The sequence below is a fragment of the Paenibacillus sp. MER 180 genome (genome assembly GCF_023713665.1).
In the GTDB taxonomy this organism is placed as follows: Bacteria; Bacillota; Bacilli; order Paenibacillales; family Paenibacillaceae; genus Paenibacillus_B; species Paenibacillus_B suaedae.
On record NZ_JAMAVT010000004.1, the window covers coordinates 197,681 to 220,346 of the forward strand.

18 protein-coding genes are annotated in these 22,666 nt (G+C 48.5%); 8 read left to right on the forward strand and 10 right to left on the reverse strand.

The window, feature by feature from the left end; genetic code table 11:
* Positions 1–151 precede the first annotated feature (151 nt).
* The 4 genes from M3661_RS08245 (at position 152) to M3661_RS08260 (ending at position 2,564) form a co-directional block, all read left to right on the forward strand.
* Positions 152–562: a hypothetical protein gene (locus M3661_RS08245; RefSeq protein WP_021252577.1), complete on the forward strand. Its 411-nt coding sequence runs from the start codon at positions 152–154 to the stop codon at positions 560–562.
* Positions 563–579: 17 nt separating this feature from the next.
* On the forward strand, positions 580–1,647 hold the full coding sequence (locus tag M3661_RS08250; protein ID WP_065293386.1) for a phosphodiester glycosidase family protein: 1,068 nt from the start codon (positions 580–582) through the stop codon (positions 1,645–1,647).
* 388 nt (positions 1,648–2,035) lie between these two features.
* Positions 2,036–2,245 carry a sporulation protein Cse60 gene (locus M3661_RS08255; protein WP_021252579.1) on the forward strand — a complete coding sequence of 70 codons (210 nt, stop codon included), beginning with the start codon at positions 2,036–2,038 and terminating at the stop codon, positions 2,243–2,245.
* Positions 2,246–2,282: 37 nt separating this feature from the next.
* A complete protein-coding gene (locus tag M3661_RS08260; RefSeq protein ID WP_021252580.1) occupies positions 2,283–2,564 on the forward strand; it encodes a ribosomal 5S rRNA E-loop-binding protein Ctc/L25/TL5 in 282 nt (93 codons plus the stop codon).
* Between the two features lie 143 nt (positions 2,565–2,707).
* On the opposite strand, the gene M3661_RS08265 is transcribed toward M3661_RS08260, so the two are convergent.
* A complete protein-coding gene (locus M3661_RS08265; protein ID WP_021261526.1) occupies positions 2,708–2,956 on the reverse strand; it encodes an AbrB/MazE/SpoVT family DNA-binding domain-containing protein in 249 nt (82 codons plus the stop codon).
* Between the two features lie 143 nt (positions 2,957–3,099).
* Positions 3,100–3,564 (reverse strand): tRNA (uridine(34)/cytosine(34)/5-carboxymethylaminomethyluridine(34)-2'-O)-methyltransferase TrmL, encoded by a 465-nt coding sequence (trmL, locus tag M3661_RS08270; RefSeq protein WP_021252582.1) that lies wholly within the window; start codon positions 3,562–3,564, stop codon positions 3,100–3,102.
* A gap of 222 nt (positions 3,565–3,786) precedes the next feature.
* On the opposite strand from trmL, the gene M3661_RS08275 reads away from it, so the two are divergent.
* The 4 genes from M3661_RS08275 to M3661_RS08290 all read left to right on the forward strand — a co-directional run bounded on the left by M3661_RS08275 (position 3,787) and on the right by M3661_RS08290 (position 9,107).
* Positions 3,787–4,236, forward strand: coding sequence for a MarR family winged helix-turn-helix transcriptional regulator (locus M3661_RS08275; RefSeq protein WP_065293387.1), 450 nt, complete (start codon positions 3,787–3,789; stop codon positions 4,234–4,236).
* A complete protein-coding gene (locus M3661_RS08280) occupies positions 4,233–7,394 on the forward strand; it encodes an MMPL/RND family transporter (RefSeq protein WP_251483607.1) in 3,162 nt (1,053 codons plus the stop codon). The genes M3661_RS08275 and M3661_RS08280 overlap by 4 nt, the downstream gene beginning before the upstream one ends.
* A 264-nt stretch (positions 7,395–7,658) precedes the next feature.
* On the forward strand, positions 7,659–8,369 hold the full coding sequence (locus M3661_RS08285) for a response regulator transcription factor (RefSeq protein WP_021252585.1): 711 nt from the start codon (positions 7,659–7,661) through the stop codon (positions 8,367–8,369).
* 153 nt (positions 8,370–8,522) lie between these two features.
* Entirely contained in the window at positions 8,523–9,107 is a 585-nt protein-coding gene (locus tag M3661_RS08290) for a DUF3238 domain-containing protein (protein WP_065293389.1), read from the forward strand.
* 103 nt (positions 9,108–9,210) lie between these two features.
* On the opposite strand, the gene serC is transcribed toward M3661_RS08290, so the two are convergent.
* The 8 genes from serC to M3661_RS08330 form a co-directional block, all read right to left on the reverse strand.
* Complete coding sequence (gene serC / locus M3661_RS08295; protein WP_021252587.1) at positions 9,211–10,302, reverse strand: 3-phosphoserine/phosphohydroxythreonine transaminase; 1,092 nt, start codon at positions 10,300–10,302, stop codon at positions 9,211–9,213.
* Between the two features lie 206 nt (positions 10,303–10,508).
* On the reverse strand, positions 10,509–11,474 hold the full coding sequence (locus tag M3661_RS08300) for a LacI family DNA-binding transcriptional regulator (RefSeq protein WP_065293390.1): 966 nt from the start codon (positions 11,472–11,474) through the stop codon (positions 10,509–10,511).
* A 177-nt stretch (positions 11,475–11,651) separates the two neighbouring features.
* Positions 11,652–15,047: a GH36-type glycosyl hydrolase domain-containing protein gene (locus tag M3661_RS08305; protein ID WP_251483609.1), complete on the reverse strand. Its 3,396-nt coding sequence runs from the start codon at positions 15,045–15,047 to the stop codon at positions 11,652–11,654.
* Positions 15,048–15,168: 121 nt separating this feature from the next.
* A complete protein-coding gene (gene bglX / locus M3661_RS08310) occupies positions 15,169–17,340 on the reverse strand; it encodes a beta-glucosidase BglX (RefSeq protein WP_251483620.1) in 2,172 nt (723 codons plus the stop codon).
* A 273-nt stretch (positions 17,341–17,613) separates the two neighbouring features.
* Positions 17,614–19,209 carry an extracellular solute-binding protein gene (locus tag M3661_RS08315; protein ID WP_251483622.1) on the reverse strand — a complete coding sequence of 532 codons (1,596 nt, stop codon included), beginning with the start codon at positions 19,207–19,209 and terminating at the stop codon, positions 17,614–17,616.
* A gap of 255 nt (positions 19,210–19,464) precedes the next feature.
* The gene (locus tag M3661_RS08320; protein WP_251483624.1) at positions 19,465–20,367 is read right to left on the reverse strand and encodes a carbohydrate ABC transporter permease; all 903 of its coding nucleotides are present in this window, start codon (positions 20,365–20,367) and stop codon (positions 19,465–19,467) included.
* Between the two features lie 14 nt (positions 20,368–20,381).
* Positions 20,382–21,344 carry an ABC transporter permease gene (locus M3661_RS08325; RefSeq protein ID WP_251483625.1) on the reverse strand — a complete coding sequence of 321 codons (963 nt, stop codon included), beginning with the start codon at positions 21,342–21,344 and terminating at the stop codon, positions 20,382–20,384.
* Positions 21,341–22,132, reverse strand: a complete 792-nt coding sequence (locus M3661_RS08330; RefSeq protein WP_251483635.1) for an alpha/beta hydrolase — start codon at positions 22,130–22,132, stop codon at positions 21,341–21,343. The genes M3661_RS08325 and M3661_RS08330 overlap by 4 nt, the downstream gene beginning before the upstream one ends.
* Positions 22,133–22,666 lie beyond the last annotated feature (534 nt).

Sequence of the window (22,666 nt, forward strand, 5' to 3'; positions counted from 1 at the left end):
ATAAACCTTACTTTATTCTAACGAACGCTTCCTGTAACTTCAATGCAAGATTTGTATGAATTTTGCATCTCCGCCCCCAATAATGATAGAATTCATGCTAGAATGGGTAATGTTTTTACGTTACCATTCGACTTCTTTCGAGGTGATTCAATTGCAACCAACAGCACAGACGGAACGCGACACGGCACGTCGCTCCCGAACGAAGACGAGCGGAGCTAGCGCCAAATGGTTTCTCCTCTTCTGGGTCATTATGATCGGTATTGGAGTAACGGCTACCTACTTCTACAGCACTCATATGAAGAAAACAATGCTTCAGGAAATTCAAGTGCAAACCGAGGCCCAACTGCAGCAAGTCAAATTAGACTATGAAAAGCAGCTCGGCGAGTTAAATAAGAAGATGGATGCCATGCAAAGCAAAGTTCAATCGTTCAATGAACTACTTACGTTTACAAAGGATAATACTTCGAACAAAACAGACAACAGCAACAAGCTGTATACACAATTGAACGAAGTGAAGAAGCAGCTTGCGGAGCTGCAGAAGAAGATGGATTTGTTGAAATAACAAGCGAGGCGGTTTTTATGAAATTGCAAGTAAAAGTGGTCAATCGGCTATTCATGATGATCACTGCACCTTTTCTTGGCATGATGATCTGGATGCTGATCTCTTCGCAGAGCGTGTCGCTTCAATTCGATAACAAGCCGCTTGCGGAGCCAGCAGCATTCAATAAGACGCAGGCTCAAGTATCCTCTCAATTGGATCAAGCGAAGGAGACGGCCGTCTATACAATCGAATCCGTACGACGTATCTCTACCTTGTATAATCGGACGACCACAACGATGAATGACATCGTTCAATCGGCGAACAGCCAAGCGAAGCGGCCAGAGCGTATCTATGATCGCCGGATATCATCGCGGCTCGGCACACCGAAGGAGCGCATCGACAGCGAGAAGCTGCGCGCGGAATTATACACAATCAATCAGCCCACTTATCGTGGATATGCGATGAAGGTCAAATTGAAGGATCCGCAGGCAATGCAAATGACGCTTGGCCGCGACGAGTATGGTGGATCGGAGACGACGATGCAAGCTGTGAAGCGGCATAATGCCATTGCTGGCATTAACGCTGGCGGTTATGCAGAGAGCAGAGGCAAACGCTATCCACTTGGAACGACCGTGGTGAATGGCAAATACGTCCCCTCATTCGAACCAAGCTTCAAGAATCTGTCCTTCGTCGGCATGGACATCAATTCCCGCTTGATTGGCGGACAGTTCTATCAGAAGGAAGAGCTGGACAAGCTTAAGCCTGAATATGGAGCAACCTTCGTCCCTGTTCTATTAAAGAATGGTGCGAGTCTTACGATCCCTGATAAATGGAAGACGTCACCCGCGAGGGCGCCCCGTACCGTTATCGGCAATTACAAGGATGATCAGCTGCTCATCTTAGTTGTAGACGGCTATAACGAAGGCGGCAGCTCCGGTGCTACGTTGGAGGAACTGCAGCGCAAGCTGGCGAATCTCGGCGTAAGAGATGCATACAACCTGGATGGTGGAGGCTCATCGACGCTTGTATTCAATGGACGAGTTGTCAACACACCATCTGATGGCGAGATGCGATCTCTTCCTACTCATTTCTTGTTCTTCAAATGACAACTTACGGAACAACCTGCATTTCATATTTTCATTTTGGTATGTTTTGGGTATAATAAAGGCATCCATTGGGGGTGTGCATATCATGTCCGTAACTTTTGGGATCATTATGCTCGTATTCGCAATGTTCATCGTAGCTATGTTAACAGCTGGCTACAATGAGGATAAGACGAGCGGCTTGTAAGAAGAAGGAGCTTTCCGATTGCGGAAGGCTTCTTTTTTATGCTTCCATTTCTAAATATGGATACATCCGGTTGGATTGACACCCGTTACCTAACTTGATACGATAAGAATAACGAGGCATTTCGCCCCACTGGGGCGAGATGCCTTCGTGCATATTTATAGGATTTTACATTTAATGGTCTACTGTGAGGAAAGGACTGATGCAATGATCCAGGTAAGAGAGTTTGTAGACGTAGGCTCAGTGACAGCGGAGCAGAAGGCAAATGAGTTTTTGGCAACGCTGCAGGAAGAGCAAGTTATTGAGATTAAATACTCGGCAGGTTATCGCCCAAATCGCGAAATCTCCGAGCAAAGAAGCTGTATATTGGTCATCTATCGGACAGCTAGCGTTCCTGCTGGGAAGCATGAGCCATAGCTGCGATCAACGAACATATCAAAAGGAGAGGTTTGTCATGATGCAGCATTTTCAGGCAGTAACAAGAAACAGTGAGAATCGGGGAGCGCTTCGGCAGCTTCGCAAGGAAGGACGGCTGCCTTGTGTCCTGCTGCACAAGGGGACGAGCGTGAATCTTCACTTGGATGAGAAGAAGTTCTCCATGTGGGTCAGAGATACGAAAAGCAGCCAATTGGAACTCAGCTTCGATGGAGCGGATCCGATTACAGCAACCGTCAAGGAGATTCAGCGTCATCCTGTTACGAATGACATTGTGCATGCTGACTTACTGCGTATGTAATTCCCCTGCATTTCCTTCAAGCACTACTACTAGCATAATCATACAGCCAAGGTCGGAGAATCTCCTCTCCCCTTGGCTTATTTATATCTCCACAAATTAAAAAGAAGCATCACCGAGTGTGATGCTTCGCCTCTTGTTTCTCTTTATCGAGCCAAGTGAGTCATTTCATGCATACATTGTGCGCATATGTATCGATCCTTGAAATCTGCTACCCCATCCATTGACCCACAAAATACGCATTTCGGACGGTAGCGCTCTAAAATAATATGATCTCCTTGAACCAAAATTTCAACAGGATCCCCTTCGTTCATCTGGTAGCGCTTCCTCAGTGATTTGGGAAGTACGATACGTCCCAGCTGATCGACTTTACGGACAACACCGGCAGGTTTCATCAGTTCCACCTCTCTTGAATATTCTCTTCTCTCATGTTTACCCTCGAAACTACTGCCCCTACTACTTCGATGCCTCGATCCAAAATCCTGCTGAAATTTGTCAATTCAATTCGTTTTTATTCAAATCTTGTAATAAGGTGCAATTACCGCAAATTAAAGAAGTCTACTTGACGCAGTGCTTCATATACGACAATTGCCGCTGCATTAGACAAGTTGAGTGACCGAACCTTATCCGTCATTGGCATACGCATGCAAGTCTCTGGATTCGCATGAATAATATCCTCAGGGAGACCTTTTGTCTCCTTGCCGAATACGAAGAAGTCCCCATCCTGGAACGAGAAGTCACTGTAGCAGTTGTCTGCTTTCTTCGTCGAGTAGAAGAAGCGGCCGTCCTTGTATTTCTCCTGAAGTTCTTGGAACGAATCATAGTAATGAATCGTTACTGCATACCAATAATCGAGACCTGCACGTTTCAAGGTCGCATCGTCCGTTCGGAACCCGAGTGGACGAACCAAGTGCAGATGAGTACCCGTCGCTGCGCAAGTACGCGCAATATTTCCTGTGTTAGCTGGTATTTCTGGTTCAACCAGAACGATGTTGAAAGCCATCTGATGTTCACCTCACATATTTCATTGTTATATTATACACCAATATGGCAAGCTTATAGATTTCCGTGCACAGCAAGTAAATAGATCTTGTTGCACCATGTTCATAGATGTGGGGGTTTGACATTGGATTTTGCATGAATTATTATAGTTCTACAATCGAACGATTCGACTATTGAACGATTTGATTATCGAACTATTTAAAATCATAAGGGAGCTATTGTTGTGAATCGAGATGCCAAAACCCTCATCGAACGGTATATCGCTGCGGAATTTACTGTAATGAAGCATTTATTTAACGAGATCGGAGAAGCAATTCCCAATCATCTTACCATCGATCAATACCAGATTATGTGCGTACTTCATCAGCGTGGGCAGTGCACTTCCACTGATTTGGCCGCCGTATTTATGGTCGTCAAGAGCTCCATTACCGCCATTATTAATAGACTTGTCGATCACGGATATGTAGAACGAACACCTGCTGAGGAGGATCGTCGCGTCATCGAACTGTCCTTAACCGAGGAAGGGCAGAAGGTCTATGAGCAAGTGGATAAGCAGGTACAGGACATTGTCTCCTCTTATCTGATTCATTTTAATGAAGCGGAAGTTGAATCCTTCATCGGGACGTACGAGAAGCTCGCCCGCTTGATGACAGAAGGGAAGAATCAAACATGAGAACGATACTAAAAGCAAGATGGGCCGTCATGACGGCCTGGATTGCGGTTGCTGTTATTCTTGCCATAGCAGCACCGTCGCTATCTGAGCTTGTGAAGGAGCATGGTACGATTGGCGTACCTGACGGCTACTCCTCTGCAGAAGCGATCCGCATCATGGATGAAGTGTCCAATGCGAAAGGCAATGTGCATGAAACGAGTATGGCATTGGTCTTCCATAGTCCAAATGGAATGACTGATAAGGACACCAAAGACATTCAGCAGGCTATTCAACAGCTCAATCAAAACAAAAACAGCCTTCATATCGTCTCCATGCTCGAACCATACGGACAGACGGAATTAAAGGCTAAATTAATTTCCAAAGACAACAAAACTGTACTCACCTCCCTATTAGTCAGCACCGAGATAGCGAATCCGGTAGAGATTCGTGATCAAATCAATAAAGAACTCGTTTCTACTTCTGTTGAGCACTACATTACAGGTCAAAAGCTAATTGAAAATGACCAACTCGTCAGCTCACAAGAGGGCTTGAAGAAGTCGGAACTGATTACCGTTGTATTCATTCTAGCCATCCTATTTTTCGTCTTCCGCTCGATCGTCGCAGCCTTCATTCCGCTGCTAACAGTCGGTCTGAGCTATATCATTTCACAATCCATTGTCGCATTTCTTGTCGAAAGCACCCAATTCCCGTTATCGACGTTCACGCAAATCTTTATGGTGGCTGTCTTATTCGGAATTGGAACGGATTACTGCATCCTGCTCCTCAGTCGGTATAAGGAAGAGCTCGCTAAGCACGACGATCTATGGGATGCGATTGCCGCTACGTACCGTACTGCCGGCAAAACAGTCCTCTTCTCCGGAATCGCCGTACTTGTCGGTTTTTCCGTGATTGGATTTTCCGAATTCAATTTGTATCGTTCTGCCGTTGCAGTTGCCATTGGAATTGCGATTATGCTGCTCGCGTTAGTAACGGTCGTACCGTTCTTCATGGCCGTGCTCGGCAAGAAGCTGTTCTGGCCAGCGAAGAAATCGATTGAGCATAAAGAAAGCCGTTCATGGGGTGCCATTGGCTCATTCTCACTGCGCCGACCGCTGGCAGCGATGCTCGTGGTTGCAGCTGTCACCGTGCCGTTCCTAATATCCTATAAAGGTGAAGTATCATTTAACAGCTTGGAGGAAATCGGAGATAAATACGATTCCGTCAAAGCCTTCAACATTATTGCAGACAGCTTCGAGCCTGGCGAATCCATGCCGACCCAGGTCGTCATCAAGAGCTCTTCCCCGCTTCAGGTGGGCGAATATATGGCTGTAGCCGAGAAAATGAGCCGTGAGCTGATTAAGGTAGATGGCGTATCGGGCGTTCGCAGCCTTAGCCGACCTGCAGGCGATGAAATCAAAGACTTCCAAATTACCGAACAGGTCAAGACACTTGACAGCGGCCTGTCCAAGGGAAATGACGGATTATCCAAAATTAAAGATGGATTGTCCGAAGCAAGCAACGAATTAAGCAAAAACGAGCCTAAGCTCAAAGAGGCAGCTAGCGGAGCAGCACAGCTCACCGCGGGAACCGAAGAACTGAAATCCGGAATCAAGCAGCTGAATGACGGACTTGGTCGCATTGAATCCGGCATTCGCGATGGTTCTGCCGGTGCCGGCCAACTGCAGCAAGGTCTGAAGCAGGCCAAGGAGAGTGCGCAAAAGCTGGCCCAAGCTCATCAGAAGCTGCTCGATACCTATAAGCAGATTGGGCAAGGTCTTACTGAAATAACAAGCGGCGTTGGCCAAATGAATACACAGTTCAGCGAATTGACCAAGTCGCTGCAATCGTTAACGGGCCGATTCGCAAGCTTGGAGGAACGCTTCCCAGATTTGTTGAAAGACGCTGATTATATGACAATTCGCGGTACCGTAACCGCTGCTGGGCAAGGGGCAGCCCAATTATCCGGCGCTCTTGGACAGATGCAATCTACATTAGCGAAAGTAAACGGAGGCATGGCTCAGGCGAACCAAGGCTACGAGCAAGCCACTACCGGCCAGAAGGCGCTGGCATCAGGGTTCGATCAGCTCATTGCAGGCATCTCGCAGCTAGAGTCAGGTCTGAAGCAGGCAGCCAATGGCCAAGGCCAAATCATTAGCAAAGTCCCTGGCATCATAACAGGACTTGATAAACTTCAAGCTGGCCAAAAACAGATCGGAGACGGCTTCTCGCAATTATCTGATCAGATTGGCAAGCTGACGACCGGCTTGAAGGATGGAGCCGATGGATTGACGCAAGTATCGGATGGGCTCAACTCTGCTCAGGGATATTTGCAAAATGTAAGTACAGCGCCGGATAAAGAGCTTGGCGGCTGGTTCGTTCCTGATGAAGTATTAACGAATGACGCCTTCCGCAAGGCGCTCGATATGTACTTATCCGAGGATCGCAGTGTAATGACCTTGGACGTCATCTTTGCTGATAATCCATATGGAACCCCGGCTATCGATCGGATCGACGCTGTGAAGGCAGCTGTGGATCGCAGTGTGAAGGGAACTTCCTTGGAAAAGGCGACGATCGCAGTTGGCGGTGTATCGAGCACGTTTGCCGACTTGAAGCAAATGTCTGGTGAAGATTATATGAGAACCGTAACGTACATGATCATCGGCATATTGCTCATCCTGATTGTCCTGTTCCGATCCATCATTATGCCGCTGTATATCGTAGCATCCTTGCTGCTTACCTTCTTCACTTCGATGGGAATTACGGAAGTGATCTTTACGAAGATGCTGGATTACTCCGGCGTTACATGGGCAGCTCCATTCTTCGGCTTCGTTATGCTGATGGCACTTGGCGTCGATTACAGCATCTTCTTGATGGAGCGCTTCAATGAGAATAAGCATCTGGATGTGAAGGATGCAATCCTATACGCGATGAAAAATATGGGGACGGTTATTATTTCTGCCGTAATCATCTTAGGAGGAACATTTGCTTCCTTCTATCCATCAGGCGTACTGTCCATGATGCAAATTGCAACCGTCGTATTATCCGGACTTACCCTGTATACGTTCCTCATCCTGCCGTTCTTCGTACCCGTCATGGTCAAGACGTTCGGTTCTGCCAACTGGTGGCCGTTCTTCCATAAGCAGCAGGACGAGAAAGCGAAACAGCAAGTTAGTGCCTAAGCTGCTTTTCTACGTCACGTGAGTATTAATTAATCCATTGAATATCATTGATCACATGAAATACATCCGAAATGTTGAAGAGGAACCGAGCATCGGTTCCTCTATTTTTTACACCCAGTTTACGTTTGCTTAATATGCCGCTGACGAATATCCTTCATAATGTTGGTATATGGCATTCGATCGGTAAACAATTTGGTGCACGATATCGAATGCAATAAATCGTTCAACCGATTACTTACTAAAAGAATTGTGGGAGGGACTATTTTGAAATCCAAAATTTTAGTTGTTGATGACGAACCTTCAATCTCTACCCTCATTGAATATAATTTGAAGCTGGCCGGCTATGACGTTCTGTGTGTTTATGATGGGGAGGCTGTATTTGATGTTCTATCCACTTTCCGTCCAGATCTGATCATACTTGACCGCATGCTGCCGAAGAGCGATGGATTGGAAGTATGCCGCAAGCTGCGCGTGGCGAACAATATGGTGCCTGTCATTATGCTGACAGCGATGCATGAAATAGGCGATAAGATTGATGGATTAGATAATGGGGCTGACGATTATATGACGAAGCCTTTCTCCCCGCAGGAGCTTATATCCCGCATTCAGGCTGTTATGCGCCGCATCCGTTCCCTTCCTCTTGTAGATGAAGGACAGGTGTACCAAATCGGCAGTCTGCACGTCATGGCGGATCAGCGAGAAGTGAAGCTGGAAGGCCGGGATGTGGAGTTAACTCCGAAAGAGTTCGAACTGCTCGTCTTCCTATGCCGTCATCGCGGCAAGGTATTGAGCCGACAGCAGCTGCTGCACGGCGTATGGGATTATCACTTCCTCGGCGATACACGCATCGTCGATGTCCATATTAGCCATCTGCGCGACAAACTGGAGAAAAACGCGCGCAGCCCTGAATATATCATGACGATTCGCAATGTAGGCTACAAGCTTACAGAACCGACAAAGCGTCACTTGGCCTAACTTATTCCTCATTTTCGATATAGCCCCGCCTGTTTCCCCGAGCAGGCGGGGTTTTTATTATTCCATGTAAATTACTGCATAAGGCTTATGCATAATCAACGCCTTGGGCTATTATGAATGAACGAACACAATTACATGACCATGGAGGGTGCTATGGCGAACATTGTTAAAATTCGAGCAAGTGTTTTTATACCTATGTCTTGGACGGAGCCGAAGCAAGAGTTGGATACGGGAAATATCATTCAATACGAAGGCGACACTCGCGAATTTACACCGTATGCCGTAAACGCGATGCGTTCCAGAGTTGAGCAAGAAGTTGTTGTTGATTTTTATAAAAAGGAAGTGTTCTCCTATTCGAATACTGGCATCACAACCGAAAAAGTGACTCACCCAGATGGCTCTGAGCATAAAAGAACCGGCAAAGCCAGTACAGAGGGCATTTTGTGTTCCCATATTAGTTGGGGCTCTAATGAAGTCATGTTCCAAATGCGTGCAAGTGCCAGTAATCCATTACTAGCACTTGCACCTCCTGTTGATTATTTATTACACATACGAGTTACAGAAAATGGTGCCGTTGAAGTTGAGGGCAGCCATGATGGATTCCCGTGTTTTGAATTTTATAAGCAAGTAGACTTTGGGGCATTTGAACAAATCTATATTCATGATTTCAGAGAAACCGGAGATACCGCTCAAGCTCTAGCCGGGGAAATGGAGTACCATTTCAAAAAAGTGTTATAACGACAATCGACGCTCTATACAGGCAAACAAAAAAACGAGTTAGCGGGAAACACTTCCCACTAACTCGTTTTTACTTATAAGAACAATGATTTCACTTTTCCCTTTAACCGTTGCGCTGTTGGAACTGCTTCATGAACTGCGCAAGAGCCTCACAGCTCTCATATGGAACTGCGTTATAGATGGAAGCACGGAGCCCGCCAACGCTGCGGTGTCCTTTCAGACCTACGAATCCTGCTTCGCCAGCTTGCTTAATGAAGGCCTTCTCAAGCTCTTCGTCCGCCAAGCGGAAGGTCACGTTCATGAGGGAGCGGCTTCCGCGCTCCGCACAGCCGCGATAGAACTCTCCGCTAGCATCAATCGTGCTGTACAAGAGTTCTGCCTTAGCTTGGTTATCGCGTTCAACCTGCTCAAGCCCGCCGCGCTCCTTCAGCCATTGCAGCACCAGATTGACCATGTAGATGGAGAAGGAAGGTGGTGTATTGTACAAGGAATTATTTTTATAATGAGTACTGTAGCGAAGCATAGTCGGAATCGTCTTCGGGCTGCTCGCAATTAGTTCTTCCTTCGCAATGACGACGGTTACTCCAGATGGCCCCAGATTCTTCTGAGCGCCTGCGTAGATCATGCCAAACTTGGATACATCTACTGGACGGCACAAAATGTCACTGGACAAATCCCCAATAAGGGGTACAGAACCACTGTCTGGATAAGCATGGTACTGCGTTCCGCCAATTGTCTCATTGGAAGTGATGTGCACATAGGCCGCATCCTCTGGTGCGACTACCTCTTCTGGCGTCGGAACGCGCATAAAGCGATCCGCTTCTGTCGAAGCAATAACGCGCGTTGCACCAATCAGCTCGGCTTCTTTAATTGCTTTCTCCGCCCAGCTTCCGGTATGTACATATGCGCCTACTTTGCCTTCAGTGAGCAAATTCATCGGCACCATCGCGAATTGTGTGCTAGCTCCGCCTTGCAGGAACAATACATCGTACCCGGAAGGAATGTTCAGCAATTCCTTCAGCAATTGTTTCGCTTCATTATGAACCTGTTCATATACCGCTCCGCGGTGCGACATTTCCATAATGGACATGCCTTGCTCTTGAAAATCTACGAATTCGGCTTGTGCTCGCTCCAATACAGCCAGCGGCAGCGCTGCCGGCCCTGCATTAAAATTGTACGCGCGATGTTGTCCCATCGGTTTCTCCCACCTTTGTCTCCATGACTAGCATGTTCGTAGGCGCCCATAAAATGATCCGAACGTCTTCTGCTAGCGATATTTTATCGATAATGATAGCAGTATTTGGGTTCGCCATCAAGGAGCAATCCATATGTTTTGCAATAGATTGACTTAGTCATCGAGCGATACTCATTACTTAAGAGGTATGGTTGAACCCATAATTGTTAAGCTTTACCTACGGATTCCCCCTTAACGAGGGTAACGTAGACGCGCTCATGCTCAACCTTCTCCTCCGCAATCATCTTAAGCAACTGCTCGCATGCGAGCGAGCCCCACTTGTGCTTGGAATAATCGATGGTTGCGAGTCGCGGCTGCATATAGCGAGTCAGCTCAATATTGTCAAACCCGATCAGATGAATATCCTCGCCAACACGGAGCTCTGTATCTGATATGCGATTGTACAACCCAACCGCCATTTCATCGTTCAAGCAGAATACAGCAGCTGGCCCGTTGTACTCCTGCAAGATTTGCTCAGCAGCCTTCTCACCGCCGCTTTTGTTGAAGTCGCCGACGATTTCAACCCACTCTACATTCGCTGCCCGATCCGATACGAGCTTCACTGCCTTCATCCGCTGCTCGGAATCATACGATCCAGGCGGGCCTGTCACGATATAAATCTTCTGGTGCCCCTGCTCCACCAAATATTCCGTCGCCAAGGTCGCACCCGCCTTGTTATCCAACAGCACCTGATTAATGTTCGGATGATCCAATTCCCGATCCATCACCACAATCTTATGATTGCGATCAGCGTACATAAGCAGTTCCTCACTCGTGAACGTCTGATCGAGAATGACGGCGCCGTCGATCATTCGTTCCGGCAGCATGCGGTGAGACTGCTTCCCACTGCATACGATCAGATCATAGCCCTGCGCATTGCATACTTTCTTCATGCCGTCCAGCAATTCGCCATATACTTCGCCCTTGAAGTCCGTTAAAAAGGCGCCGATGATCTTCGTTTCTCTTTTTTTCAAATTGCGGGCAGCAGCGTTCGGTACATAGTTCAATTCTCTGGCAATAGCCAATATTTTTGAGCTTGTCTCATCCGTCACCTTGCTGCTGCCATTCAGGGCATAAGATACCGTTGAAATTGACACTCCTGCTTTTTTAGCGATATCCTTTATACTGACCACGTGTCCTCAATCCTCCGTTTGATAACCAATCCTTCTTCCTTATGATGTTGCATCCGAACGGATGCCGCTTTGTCATACTAAGATGTGCCGATGTCCGTTCACGCTCTTCAGATGTCCTTTCCCTATTGTAGCATTATAGGGAAAAGGGCGACCCGGAAAAGATCGCCTTTGCCTTCCTTACATCCATATTTCAATCCGATTTGCACCGTTTCTCCATTCGCGTTCGATATCCGCACTTGCGATTTGTATGCCACCCTGCCGATACGGGTTATTCAGCCGCTCCGCATTCACCTTCGTCCCATTTATCGCCGCCCGGCTCACGCCACCGCCTGCAATATAATAGATGAAGGTAACCTGTCTTCCGGCAAAATGGTAGTCAAAATGCAGACCATCCATCGTGTTCGGAAGCACAGGATCAATGACCAAATCGCCTCCAGCCTGCCGAATACCAAGCACATTCGCAATCAGTTGATTCATATAGATTCCCGGACCGCTGGAGTAGATTCTCCATCCGCCCTTCACCTGCACCGATCCGCTGCGAAGCGCGTCCATATTCGCCTGCGCCTCATACCGGGAATGAAACTTCCCGTCAGAGCTGCTGAAGTAGGCATTGCTTTGGCGCAGCTCCGCATTAGGAACGACTTCCCGAATGCCAACGGGATTAATCGTCTCCAATCCGCGCCAAGCATCGTTCGCACACCCAAGCTTCGCCATCGCTTCAACATAACGAATATGCGCATGCACATACTGCAGTCCTACCTCGCGTCCGAAGTTCGACGCCTGCTCGGCCCGCTTGAAGTGAGTGCTGACGCCGCCCGCATATTGAGCCGGTCGATTCATAAGTCGCACACCATCCGGGAACAACAGATGATCCTGAATCAAGCGATAATTAATGTGAGCCTGCATCTCATCGACCAGTTCGGCAATAATGCTGCGCGTCATCGGCAGAAGCCGGTATTGTATGCCGGTATCCGTGTCTGTCGGATGCAGCATCAACTTGGCATGCGCCGGATCTTCCATATAGATGAAGCCGGGAATAACCTCCGTGTGCAGCATGCAGCGCTTATAGTCCTGTTCAATGCCGGATGCGATCTCTTGCAATTCCTCAGCCAGCTTCTCGTTCACTGCCAGCAGCACATCAGCGAATTGCTTCATTGCTTGATACGTAAGTGCCACGGTCCAACTGCTGATCATATATTTCTTCAACTGCGCATTCGCCGGCTGCAGCGTATCATCCCAATCTCCATCGCCATAAGATGATAAATGCGTATCGTGTAGGAAATGATTGCGAATATACGAGATTTCCTTGATGGCATGCTCCAGTATGGTCGCCTTATCCGCCGTAAAGTCAAAACGCTGCTTCATGGTATAAGGAACCTTTTCCTTCAAAATACTGTAATCCCCGGTTGCCGTCAAATAATCGCCCAGCACCTTGAGCGGCCACACGATAATATCCCCGTGGCTCTCCTCCTGCTGTACCGTAAAGTACTCATCGAACATAAACCATTGCGGCCAGTTTCCATCGTCCTCATATTGGTGGGAATAGACCATCTTCACAATATCCCGCACCTGCTCGTACTTGTGAGTAGCCATGAAATATTCAACTGGCCCTTGGCATACGTCACGCGTCCCCCAAGCCGCTCCGCCATACTGTTCTAGTCCGTGCGGCACTGCATAATGAACGAGCATGTTATGTGTGTACCACCACGCCAAGGCATTCATCTTGAATAGCTCATCGGATTGTCCCGCTCCATACGATAGATGGAATTCGTTCATCAAGCCTTTCAAAAATGCACGGTATGCGTCCATTTCGGGTTGGATATCACGTGTCCCCGGGGAGTGTTCCGAATTCGCTGCGTTCTCTCGTCCGTCCAGCAATCCCTGAATTGTTAACGTCCATTCTTGATTCATATCAAGCTGCATGACAACAAGTGAAGCGTCACCAGATTGGATGCCGCTTGCCAGCATCGTCTCATCACCGATCGTCACTGACGCCCCTTCCACCCACATGCGATATTCAAGATTCGGGCACACCTTAGCGCTCAGCGATTCCCGATTCGCATGGAAGATCAGCGTTCCGCCCTCCTGCTTCATGTGAACCGGAAGCTCGAACTCGTTGACATTCATCGTCACTTGATTGGTGACCATATACTTATAGGCCGTTCCATTCACAGAGCGGACGTTCAAGCGGATCTCAGGCGCGTCCGATGCCGTGTAATTCGTCACAATTAGCATGTCGCCGTCAGTCTTGTAATACCAGCGCGCGTAATTGAAGCCCATCTCGAACATGGACGGCATCGTGAGCAGCCGATACTTTCCGTTCAAGTGTATATAGACGCGTTGCCCAGACGTCTTTGGCACGTTCAGCGGGTTGCGGGCATTGCTCATCATTTTATTGAAATTTGTGTTCCCAACCACCACATGTGAGTTGAAAATGCCGTACATATAAGCAGTCGACGTTATGACCTGCGCGCCAAGCTTCACGTTGGTTCCGCTCATTACGATATGACCATGCGGACGTTCAACGAGCAGTTCCTTCTCCTTCAGCACGACATGCTCGTAGGAATCTGTGAAGAAGGACAACAGCTTGCCATCCATGCGCTCTTCCTGATTTCGTTCTGGGAAAATCACCTGTACTTCTGCTTCTGTCATCGAAAGCGTCCGCAGGGGTTCAGCAATATCGGCATTGAATTGGACAGGATTTAACGGATTCGATGCTGCATTTTTTTCGTTCGCAGCTATATGACTTGACTCGGACAAGTAGGCTTCCCATGCCTGCCGGACCTCGTCCCGATACTCCAGCTCCGTTATTGCGGCCGCATGGTCTGTTTTGTACAGGCCATAAAATACAAACCGCTCTTCTCCATGAAGCATAACACGCTCTGATTGCAGCGCAGTATAGGCAAACTCGTACTGATACACTTCATTGGAAAGACAAGGCTTGATCACACTCACTGGTATGTTGGTTTCCTTATAGGACAATCCGAAAAATTGAAACCCGTCAGTCGAGTAGCCAATCGCACGGCTGAGCGCTCCCTGCTGCATATAAGGGAATGATCCACCTTGCGGTTGATTCTGGCGTGAGCATACAACACAGCCGATCTCTTCATCCTCGAAGACAGCATGATCGATATATTGCGACAGATACGCCTCGTTGCTGCGTACCGCACCTACTGAAGCAACGCCAAGATCTTGGCCATACAGGATATCGACGGTTACACCTTCCCCGCGTACCGCAATATCCCAGAACCAAATGCCCTCTTTCAGAAGTGCAAAGGTAACCGTATACGCTACTCCCTCGACGGCCCCTTCCCATACGGCCTGGTTCCCTTCCACCCGCACGGCGCTGCGTGAGCGAATCCCGAGCAGCGGATAGAAGCGGATACCTGAATCGTCGTGAATCCGCAGATATAAGTTATTGAGCGAGCCATCAAGCGGACTCGTCACCAACTGATTGAGCATGATCTGCCCGCTAACTGCTTGATGCAAATCACCGCTCGGCCAAAATGTAAAGCGCAATTCGCCGGCTTGTATCGTAAACTTCGACTGCGTTGATCTCTCTATTGTCGTCATGTCTGCCCTTCCTCCTATCCCAGCTCATAGCAAGGCGTCTATTGTATCTATAAATCTAGTTCTAGTTGTTCTAGTAGAACTGTGCCCTTTTAGTCATTCATCTTTTATTCCTAAATCTAAATCAGCAGCAGCGAACAAGTCGAAAGGAATCTTGCAATGTATCGCGGCTGTTCGATCCAACATGCACTAGGAACATTCCTTCGTCGCTTGCCCAGCGAAGATCGGAATGGTGATATCTCAGTTGCTCCTCGGTTAAATAGAACAGGATTTCCTTGCTTTCTTCTGGTGCTAATTCAATCTGCTTATAATCCTTCAGCTCGCGCAGCGGGCGAACAACCTCGCCCGATATGTCGCGAATATATAGCTGCACCGTTTCCACACCTGCTCTTGTTCCTATGTTCGTAACGGTTACGCGGATTTCAAGCTTCTCCTTATCTGATATCTCGCTGCTGGAAAGCTCCAAATTGCTATAGGTGAACGATGTATAGGACAATCCATAGCCGAACGGAAGCAGCGGATCATTCGAGCAGTCGATATATTTCGAGACATAGCGTTCCTCCGTCTTGCTCGGATTCAGCGGCCGTCCTGTATTGAAATGATTGTAATAAACCGGCACCTGCCCAACCGATTGCGGGAATGACATCGTAAGCCGCCCCGACGGATTCACCTTGCCGAGCAGGATGTCCGCAACTGCTGCTCCGCCTTCACTGCCAGGGAACCATGCTTCCAATACAGCATCCGCTGATTCGATGACGCCGTGCAGATCAAGAGGCCGACCATTGAACAAGACAGCAGCCATCGGCTTGCCAAGCGTCTTCAACTGCTTCACTAGATCAAGCTGCACTTCCGGCAGACGGAGATCCGTACGAGAGGCGCCTTCGCCGCTCATCGCGGATTCCTCGCCCAGCGCAAGCACGATGACATCCACGGCAGCAGCCGTATTGAGCGCTTCCTTCAACTGAGCTGCTGTCATACACTCGATGCCGCATCCAGCCGCGATGCTCAGCTGCCCGCTTGACAGCCGCTCCAACAAGGCATCGCCCAGCTTCACCGCATCCTCCTTCGCACCGACGCAGGACCACCAGCCTAATATGTCCTCACTCTGGGCGAATGGCCCAATCAGCGCCACCTTGGTATTAGGCTGCAGCGGCAGTATGCCGTTATTTTTCAGCAGAACGCAGGATTTAGCTGCCAGCTCGTAGGATGCCTTGCGATGCTCCGCGCAGAAAAGAATCTCACGTTCCCGTTCCGGATTCGCGCCGCGCAGTGGATTCTCGAACAGGCCCAGCTTGTCCTTAAGGCGAAGAATGCGCAGCACCGCTTCATCGACAAGCGCCTCATCTACCTTGCCTTCGCGGATAAGTCCCGGCAAATGATGTACATAGCACGGCGTCATCATCTCGATGTCCACGCCCGCCCGTATAGCACGAAGTGCTGCCTCGCGATCATCCTCAGCCGCACCGTGAGCAATCATTTCCCGTATGGAAGCCCAGTCCGATATCACAATGCCGCCAAAGCCCCATTCCTCACGCAGAATGCCCCGCAGCAGCTTTTCATTTCCTGTTGCTGGTATACCGTCGACGGTATTGAAGGAGGACATGACCATCTCGCAGCCTTCGTCCAGCGCTGCCTTGTACGCAGGCAAGTAATATTCGCGCAAGGCTCTCTCCGACATATCAACCGTGTTGTACTCGCGGCCTCCTTCCGGTGCCCCATAAGCGGCAAAATGCTTCACACATGCGGCCAGCCGCTCCGAATCTCCCTTTATATCGCTGCCCTGATAGCCGCGCACAAACGCCCGTGCGAATAAGCTGTTCAGATGCGGATCCTCGCCCGTCGTTTCCATCACTCTTCCCCAGCGCGGATCACGCACCAGATCGACCATTGGTGCGAACGTCACATGAATGCCCGAGACAGCCGACTCTCGCGCCGCGATTGCCGCACTCTGTTCTGCGAGCTCCGTATTCCACGAGCAGCCAATCGCGAGCGGAATCGGGAAAATAGTCTTGAAACCATGAACGACATCTGCCATGAACAGAAGCGGAATGCCGAGGCGGCTTTTCTTCATATAATTCTGCTGCACATCGATTACCCCCTGCGCCCCGGACAAGCCAAGCACAGAGCCGCTGGCCGCAACCATCTGCTCCGTTATGCCCATTTCCTCCATCGGCCCCGTTACCTGCCCGTCGCTGTCCGAGCCTTCATGAAAATGTCCCGTAAGCTGCAGCAGTTGAGCAATTTTCTCTTCCAATGTCATCTGTTGTACAAGCGCTTGAAGTTGTTGATTATCCATAATAGTTCCTCCACGGTTCGAATTTCTCGTATGAACGATCATTGACTTGTCATCATTCGAAGGGATTTTCATTTTTCATTCCTAAATTAGTGATTCTCCTTCCTCAGGGACTTGCGCAATATATGACTCCGTTGTACATACACCAAGATGCAGCGCGAATCATCGGTTGTGCAAATTCCTCATTGAGAAGAATAATGTTGTGGAAAAGGAACCCGGCAGCAGCAAGCCGTTTGCACAGTTGGCATACCGGGTTTATCTTTAAACAAATCGTACCTATTTCAAATTGTTCAGCTCATCCAAAACCGGCTGCACGAGCGGCATTTTGCTCTCCACCCACTTCTTCCAGTTCGATTCCAGATCACCGCTCTGCAAAATGAGATTCGTATACTCCGTCTCGTAATCGAATGTTGCCTGGTTCTTCACCTTGGAATCGTGCAATTGAACCGTCCAGTCGTAAGCGGCCAGCTTGCCGCCCTCTTTGCCCAGCTTCGCCTTGTTCTGATAATGCAGAATGGCGCGGTCGCGATATTCCTTCTTAATCGCCGGGTTAATGATGCTGAAGTCGTCTCCCAACAAATACAGCCCTTCGAAGCGGCTTGGATATTTATCCTCAAGCGATGTCCCTTCCGGCAGCAAGCTTACCAGCTCCTTGTTGTCGCCGTATTTCCAGTCCTTGCCCTCAAAGCCCATGTTCAAGAGCATTTGGCCCTCTTTGCTAGTCGAATAATCCAATAAGTCCATAACCCGTTCAAACTTCTCTTTGCTGATATTCGGCGAGAAAATAAGTGCCGACCAGAAATTCGCCTGCTCCAGATTGCGATATTTGCCGTCATCACCAAGCACGATCGCAGTATGAACAAGATCGTCGCTGCTCACGCCCAGGTTTTTCAGCATATCCTTATCCACGTCTTGTCTAAAGGATGCCAGACCGCCAAGGCCGGCTACTGCCGCTGCGCCTTTAACGCGGAAATTGTCGCCTCCCTCGCTGTTTTTCCATGTATAGAACTCAGGATTCAACAGTCCTTCCTTGTATGCCTGCTGCATCAGCTTCAAGCCGACAAGCGTTTCCGGATCCGCTGCCCCCCAGTGATATTTTCCATCCTCTCCTTTATAGAAGGCAGACTCCACACGCGAATGCTCACTGTTCGGCATAATGATGTTCACCAATGCATCTCCTGCATTGAAGGAAAGAGGCACCAGATTCGCGCCAACCTTGCCCGGATCCTTCTCCTTCACCAGCTTGGCAAACGTCATTAATTCACTTGTCGTATAGGCATCCTTTAATTCAAAGCCGACAGCCTGTGCCCAGTCCTTGCGCAGGACAATTACGCCGTTTTGGTTTACAAGCGGCTCAGCAGGCTTGTTCTCGTAGTAAACGGGACGTGGCAGCAGATAAGTGCCGCCCTTCAGCCCTTCCAGCTTCTCGCCAAGCCCAGTCAGCTTGTAAGCAGCAGCCACGTTCGGCCAGCGCTCCTTCCAATCGTCCGGGAACTTGTACAGAAGCCCTTGGTCGATATAGTTCATCGCGTCGCCGTGAATATAGTTCCATGTAGCCACGTCAGGCAGATCGCCGGAGCTGACCCACAGCCGCAGCTTCTCCGCCCATGAATCCCATTCAATGAAGTTGTAATCCCACTCCAGATTGAACTTATCCATCCAGAACTTGTGGAACTCATTGTTCAATTGTCCGTCCTTCAGATTTATGGTGCTTGCCACGGAAATTTTGAGTTTGTCCTTGTAATTTCCGCTTTCATCCTTCTCATTGCCTCCTTGCGCTCCCTCCTTCGAGCATGCCGTAGCCAGCAGCATTACCAGACATAGCGAGAGGAGAAGAATGGATCTTACCGACAGCTTTTTGTCTGCTTTCATGTTTTGTCGCCCCTTTTTAAGATCGAGTTCAATAGGTCACTTTTCAGCACCGAGAAGGTTGCAAGAACTCGAAGAAGGAGCAGCGGACTTCGAGAGTGAATGCAAGATTCGACGCCGATTCACTTCCTGTACTTTATTTTCTTCGTGATCAAAAGCGACCTATTTGAGCTACCTCTTTAGATTTTTGATGCATACATGCATACTGAATATTGCCGTCATACCATCATGCAAAAAAACAAAAATCTATGTGTATCATCAGGTCTTAATAGCCCCTGTCAACACCCCTTTAGCGAAATGCTTCTGAAGCAGAGGGAAGAAGCACATGATAGGCACCATCGTGACGAACACCGCAGCCATCTTCATCCCCGTTGAAAAAGCTTGCTTGCCGACAGCATTTACGCTTGACGCATTAGATGCGTTCGTCGTCGATTCCACAATAATGGTGCGAAGCACGTTCTGCAGCGGAAGCTGCTCTGCCTTGCGCAGGAAGATCATCGCATCATACCAGCTGTTCCAATAAGCGACACCATAGAACAGCGTAATGGTTGCCATAATGGGCGCGGCCAGCGGAAGCACGACGGAGAACATAATTCTCCATTCGCCCGCTCCGTCCAAGCGTGCGGACTCCATCAGCGATTCCGGAAGACTGTAGAAATAGTTCATCATTAATATCATGTTGAAGGCGCTGAAGCTGCCAGCAAAAATGACAGACCATAATGTCCCGGTCAAATGCAGGGATTTCATAATCAGGTACAGCGGAACAATACCGCCGTTGAAGATCATCGTGAACAGCACAAGGAAAAAGATGGTCCGCTTGCCCGGAAACTTGCTTCTGCTAAGTCCATAAGCCATGCTGCTCGTCAGGAATAGGCTTAGCGGCAAACCGACAATAAGCAGCTTGAAGGTGTTCCAGTATCCCATTAGAATGCTTCCGTCCATGAAAAGCGCCTTGTAGGGGGCCAGCGTTGGATTTTTCGGGAACAGCATGAACGGATTGTCGGCGTACTCCTTCGGCGTCGAGAATGAAATCATAATGACGTTCCAGAATGGAATGAGAATCAACAGTGCAATACCAAGTAGAATGACAAATAAGATATAGTCGAGAGCAGTCATCTTTTCTCTGCGGAACGAAGACCGCCTTGCCGTTTTCTTGCTCATTGTTGCATCCCTCCTTATCGGAATAGCCCGTCTCCGCCCAGCATTTTCGCTACTCGATCGGCAGCAAGCAGCAGGATCATATTCACCAGAGATCGGAACAAGCTGACCGCCGTTGAGAACGAGAAGTCAGTGGAAGATTGGAAGGTGATCCGGTAAATGTACACATCCAGCACCTCGGACACATTTTTCGTAGCTGCATTTGCCAAGTTGAAAATTTGATCAAAGCCCGATGACATCAGTCCGCCTACGGACAGAATGAACATGACCGTGACGGTAGGCATAATGTTGGGCAACGTAATGCGAAACACCTGCTGCATCCGTGATGCCCCATCAATTTGGGCAGATTCGAATTGATCCTGATCGATACCCGAAATAGCGGCCAAGTAGATAATGGCTCCCCAACCGGCGGATTTCCAGATATCCGTAAGCAGCAGCATCGGAACGAACGTGCTCTCCGACCCAAGAAAATTAATCGTTGGCAATCCAAGCAGCGTCAGTGCGCTGTTCACAAGTCCATCATAGGCCAGTACATTAATGACAACCCCTGACACGATAATCCATGACAAGAAATGGGGAAACGTCAGCACGGTTTGAAATACCTTTTTCGCACGCTTCATTCGAAGCTCGTTCAGCATGAGCGCCAGCAGGATCGGGAATGGGAATTGAATGACCAGCTTAATGATGTTGATGTACAGCGTCCGCCACAGCGCATCGAGGAAGGCGGGATCACGGAACACGTACTTGAAATTTTCAAACCCGATCCATGGACTGCCCCAAATGCCCAAGTTCGCCTTATAATCCTTGAAGGCAAGCGATAAGCCGCCCATTGGCAAATACGCAAATAATAGTAGCCAGATCAGCCCAGGAAGGAGCAGCGTATATACCATTCGATGCTTCCATATTTCACTGAACAGCGCTCCCAGCTTCGAACGACTCTTCAGCTTGCCGTCTAGCCCCTGCAAGGCTGCAGATTTCACATTGCATTTCCCCTCTCAGATAGCTTCTTGTTGTCAAAAAGAAAGTCAAACGCTGTCCTCAAATGCTTCTCCCAAAATACCCAGTCATGGGTGCCTGAATCTTCAACATAGTGGAAGTGGAACCCGGATGAGGGAGCGGCATTCATGTACGCAGCAAACGCTCGATTCATTTCGATAAAAGGATCTTCCGAACCGCAGCAGCACAGGATGGACGGCATCAAGCTTTCCGCTTCCATCCTCTTGGCAGCCAGCGCATATAGATCCTGCTCGGGCTTCACGAGTAAATCCATGCCAAACACCGCCTGCATCTCTCTCACCATTCCTTGGGGCATATCGGGATCGCGAAGTCGGCGCTGCATATCGGTAACCCCGGACAACGATACTGCCTTGGCGTATCGCTCGGGATAGGTAAGCGCACATTTCAAAGCGCCATATCCTCCCATCGACAAGCCCGCAACGTATGTATGCTCTGGCTCGATATTCAACTGGAGCAGCTTGCTGCACAAATCGGGAAGCTCTTCGGTAATGAATGTAAAGTAATCGAGTCCATACGCCATGTCTGTGTAATAGCTGCGATTAGCCTCTGGCATAATAACCGTGCAATTGTGACGCTGAGCATATTGCTCAATCGTCGTCAGCCGCTGCCATGTGCTCGCATTATCACCAGCACCATGCAGCAAATAGAGCGTACTGCTTGGCGGAATTTGTGATTCCAAGGGATAAATCACGTGGATGCTCGTGTTCATTCGCAAAATGTTCGACCCAGTTTCTATCGTTACATGCGCCATATGTAACCCCTTTCATTTTCGTATTTTTGAAATTATAGGGCTGACTTATTTAGATCATCTAATTATCGAGTGCTTTACCTGTTCGTTCTCTAACTGTAATCCAGCTTTTCGTCTGCAACTAAGTGAAAATCACTCGCTGAAAACACATGATTGCGTAATGTAAGCAACTCTTTCGAATCGTTTCGACACAATCATAGATCTATGTTCCTGAATCTGTCAATGCTTTTTTTGATGCAATCGATCAAAGGGGTAAAATTTGAATACTCTTAATTGGAAATTACCCATTTTTTGAGATGTAAAATAAAAAGAAAGCGATTACTATAGACTCATTGACAATCACTAGAACCAATGACATACTTGAAGTATAGATTTCATCATACTTAATAGAAACGTTTCTATCCACTGGTGACGCGTGATTTCATGATTTTCATGAAGAGATTTGGATCACGTTTCTACATCGATCATCCCTGACATATACAACAATGCGTTTTGGCGAAACGGAATATGCTCGAATTGTCATGCGTGCGAAATGGT

Excerpts from the sequence above, each read along its gene's own strand:
- M3661_RS08250 (WP_065293386.1), top strand. The coding sequence starts at position 580 with ATGAAATTGCAAGTAAAAGTGGTCAATCGGCTATTCATGATGATCACT.
- M3661_RS08255 (WP_021252579.1), top strand. The coding sequence starts at position 2,036 with ATGATCCAGGTAAGAGAGTTTGTAGACGTAGGCTCAGTGACAGCGGAG.
- M3661_RS08260 (WP_021252580.1), top strand. The coding sequence starts at position 2,283 with ATGATGCAGCATTTTCAGGCAGTAACAAGAAACAGTGAGAATCGGGGA.
- M3661_RS08265 (WP_021261526.1), bottom strand. The coding sequence starts at position 2,956 with ATGAAACCTGCCGGTGTTGTCCGTAAAGTCGATCAGCTGGGACGTATC.
- trmL (WP_021252582.1), bottom strand. The coding sequence starts at position 3,564 with ATGGCTTTCAACATCGTTCTGGTTGAACCAGAAATACCAGCTAACACA.
- M3661_RS08280 (WP_251483607.1), top strand. The coding sequence starts at position 4,233 with ATGAGAACGATACTAAAAGCAAGATGGGCCGTCATGACGGCCTGGATT.
- M3661_RS08290 (WP_065293389.1), top strand. The coding sequence starts at position 8,523 with ATGGCGAACATTGTTAAAATTCGAGCAAGTGTTTTTATACCTATGTCT.
- serC (WP_021252587.1), bottom strand. The coding sequence starts at position 10,302 with ATGGGACAACATCGCGCGTACAATTTTAATGCAGGGCCGGCAGCGCTG.
- M3661_RS08305 (WP_251483609.1), bottom strand. The coding sequence starts at position 15,047 with ATGACGACAATAGAGAGATCAACGCAGTCGAAGTTTACGATACAAGCC.
- bglX (WP_251483620.1), bottom strand. The coding sequence starts at position 17,340 with ATGGATAATCAACAACTTCAAGCGCTTGTACAACAGATGACATTGGAA.
- M3661_RS08315 (WP_251483622.1), bottom strand. The coding sequence starts at position 19,209 with ATGAAAGCAGACAAAAAGCTGTCGGTAAGATCCATTCTTCTCCTCTCG.
- M3661_RS08320 (WP_251483624.1), bottom strand. The coding sequence starts at position 20,367 with ATGAGCAAGAAAACGGCAAGGCGGTCTTCGTTCCGCAGAGAAAAGATG.
- M3661_RS08330 (WP_251483635.1), bottom strand. The coding sequence starts at position 22,132 with ATGGCGCATGTAACGATAGAAACTGGGTCGAACATTTTGCGAATGAAC.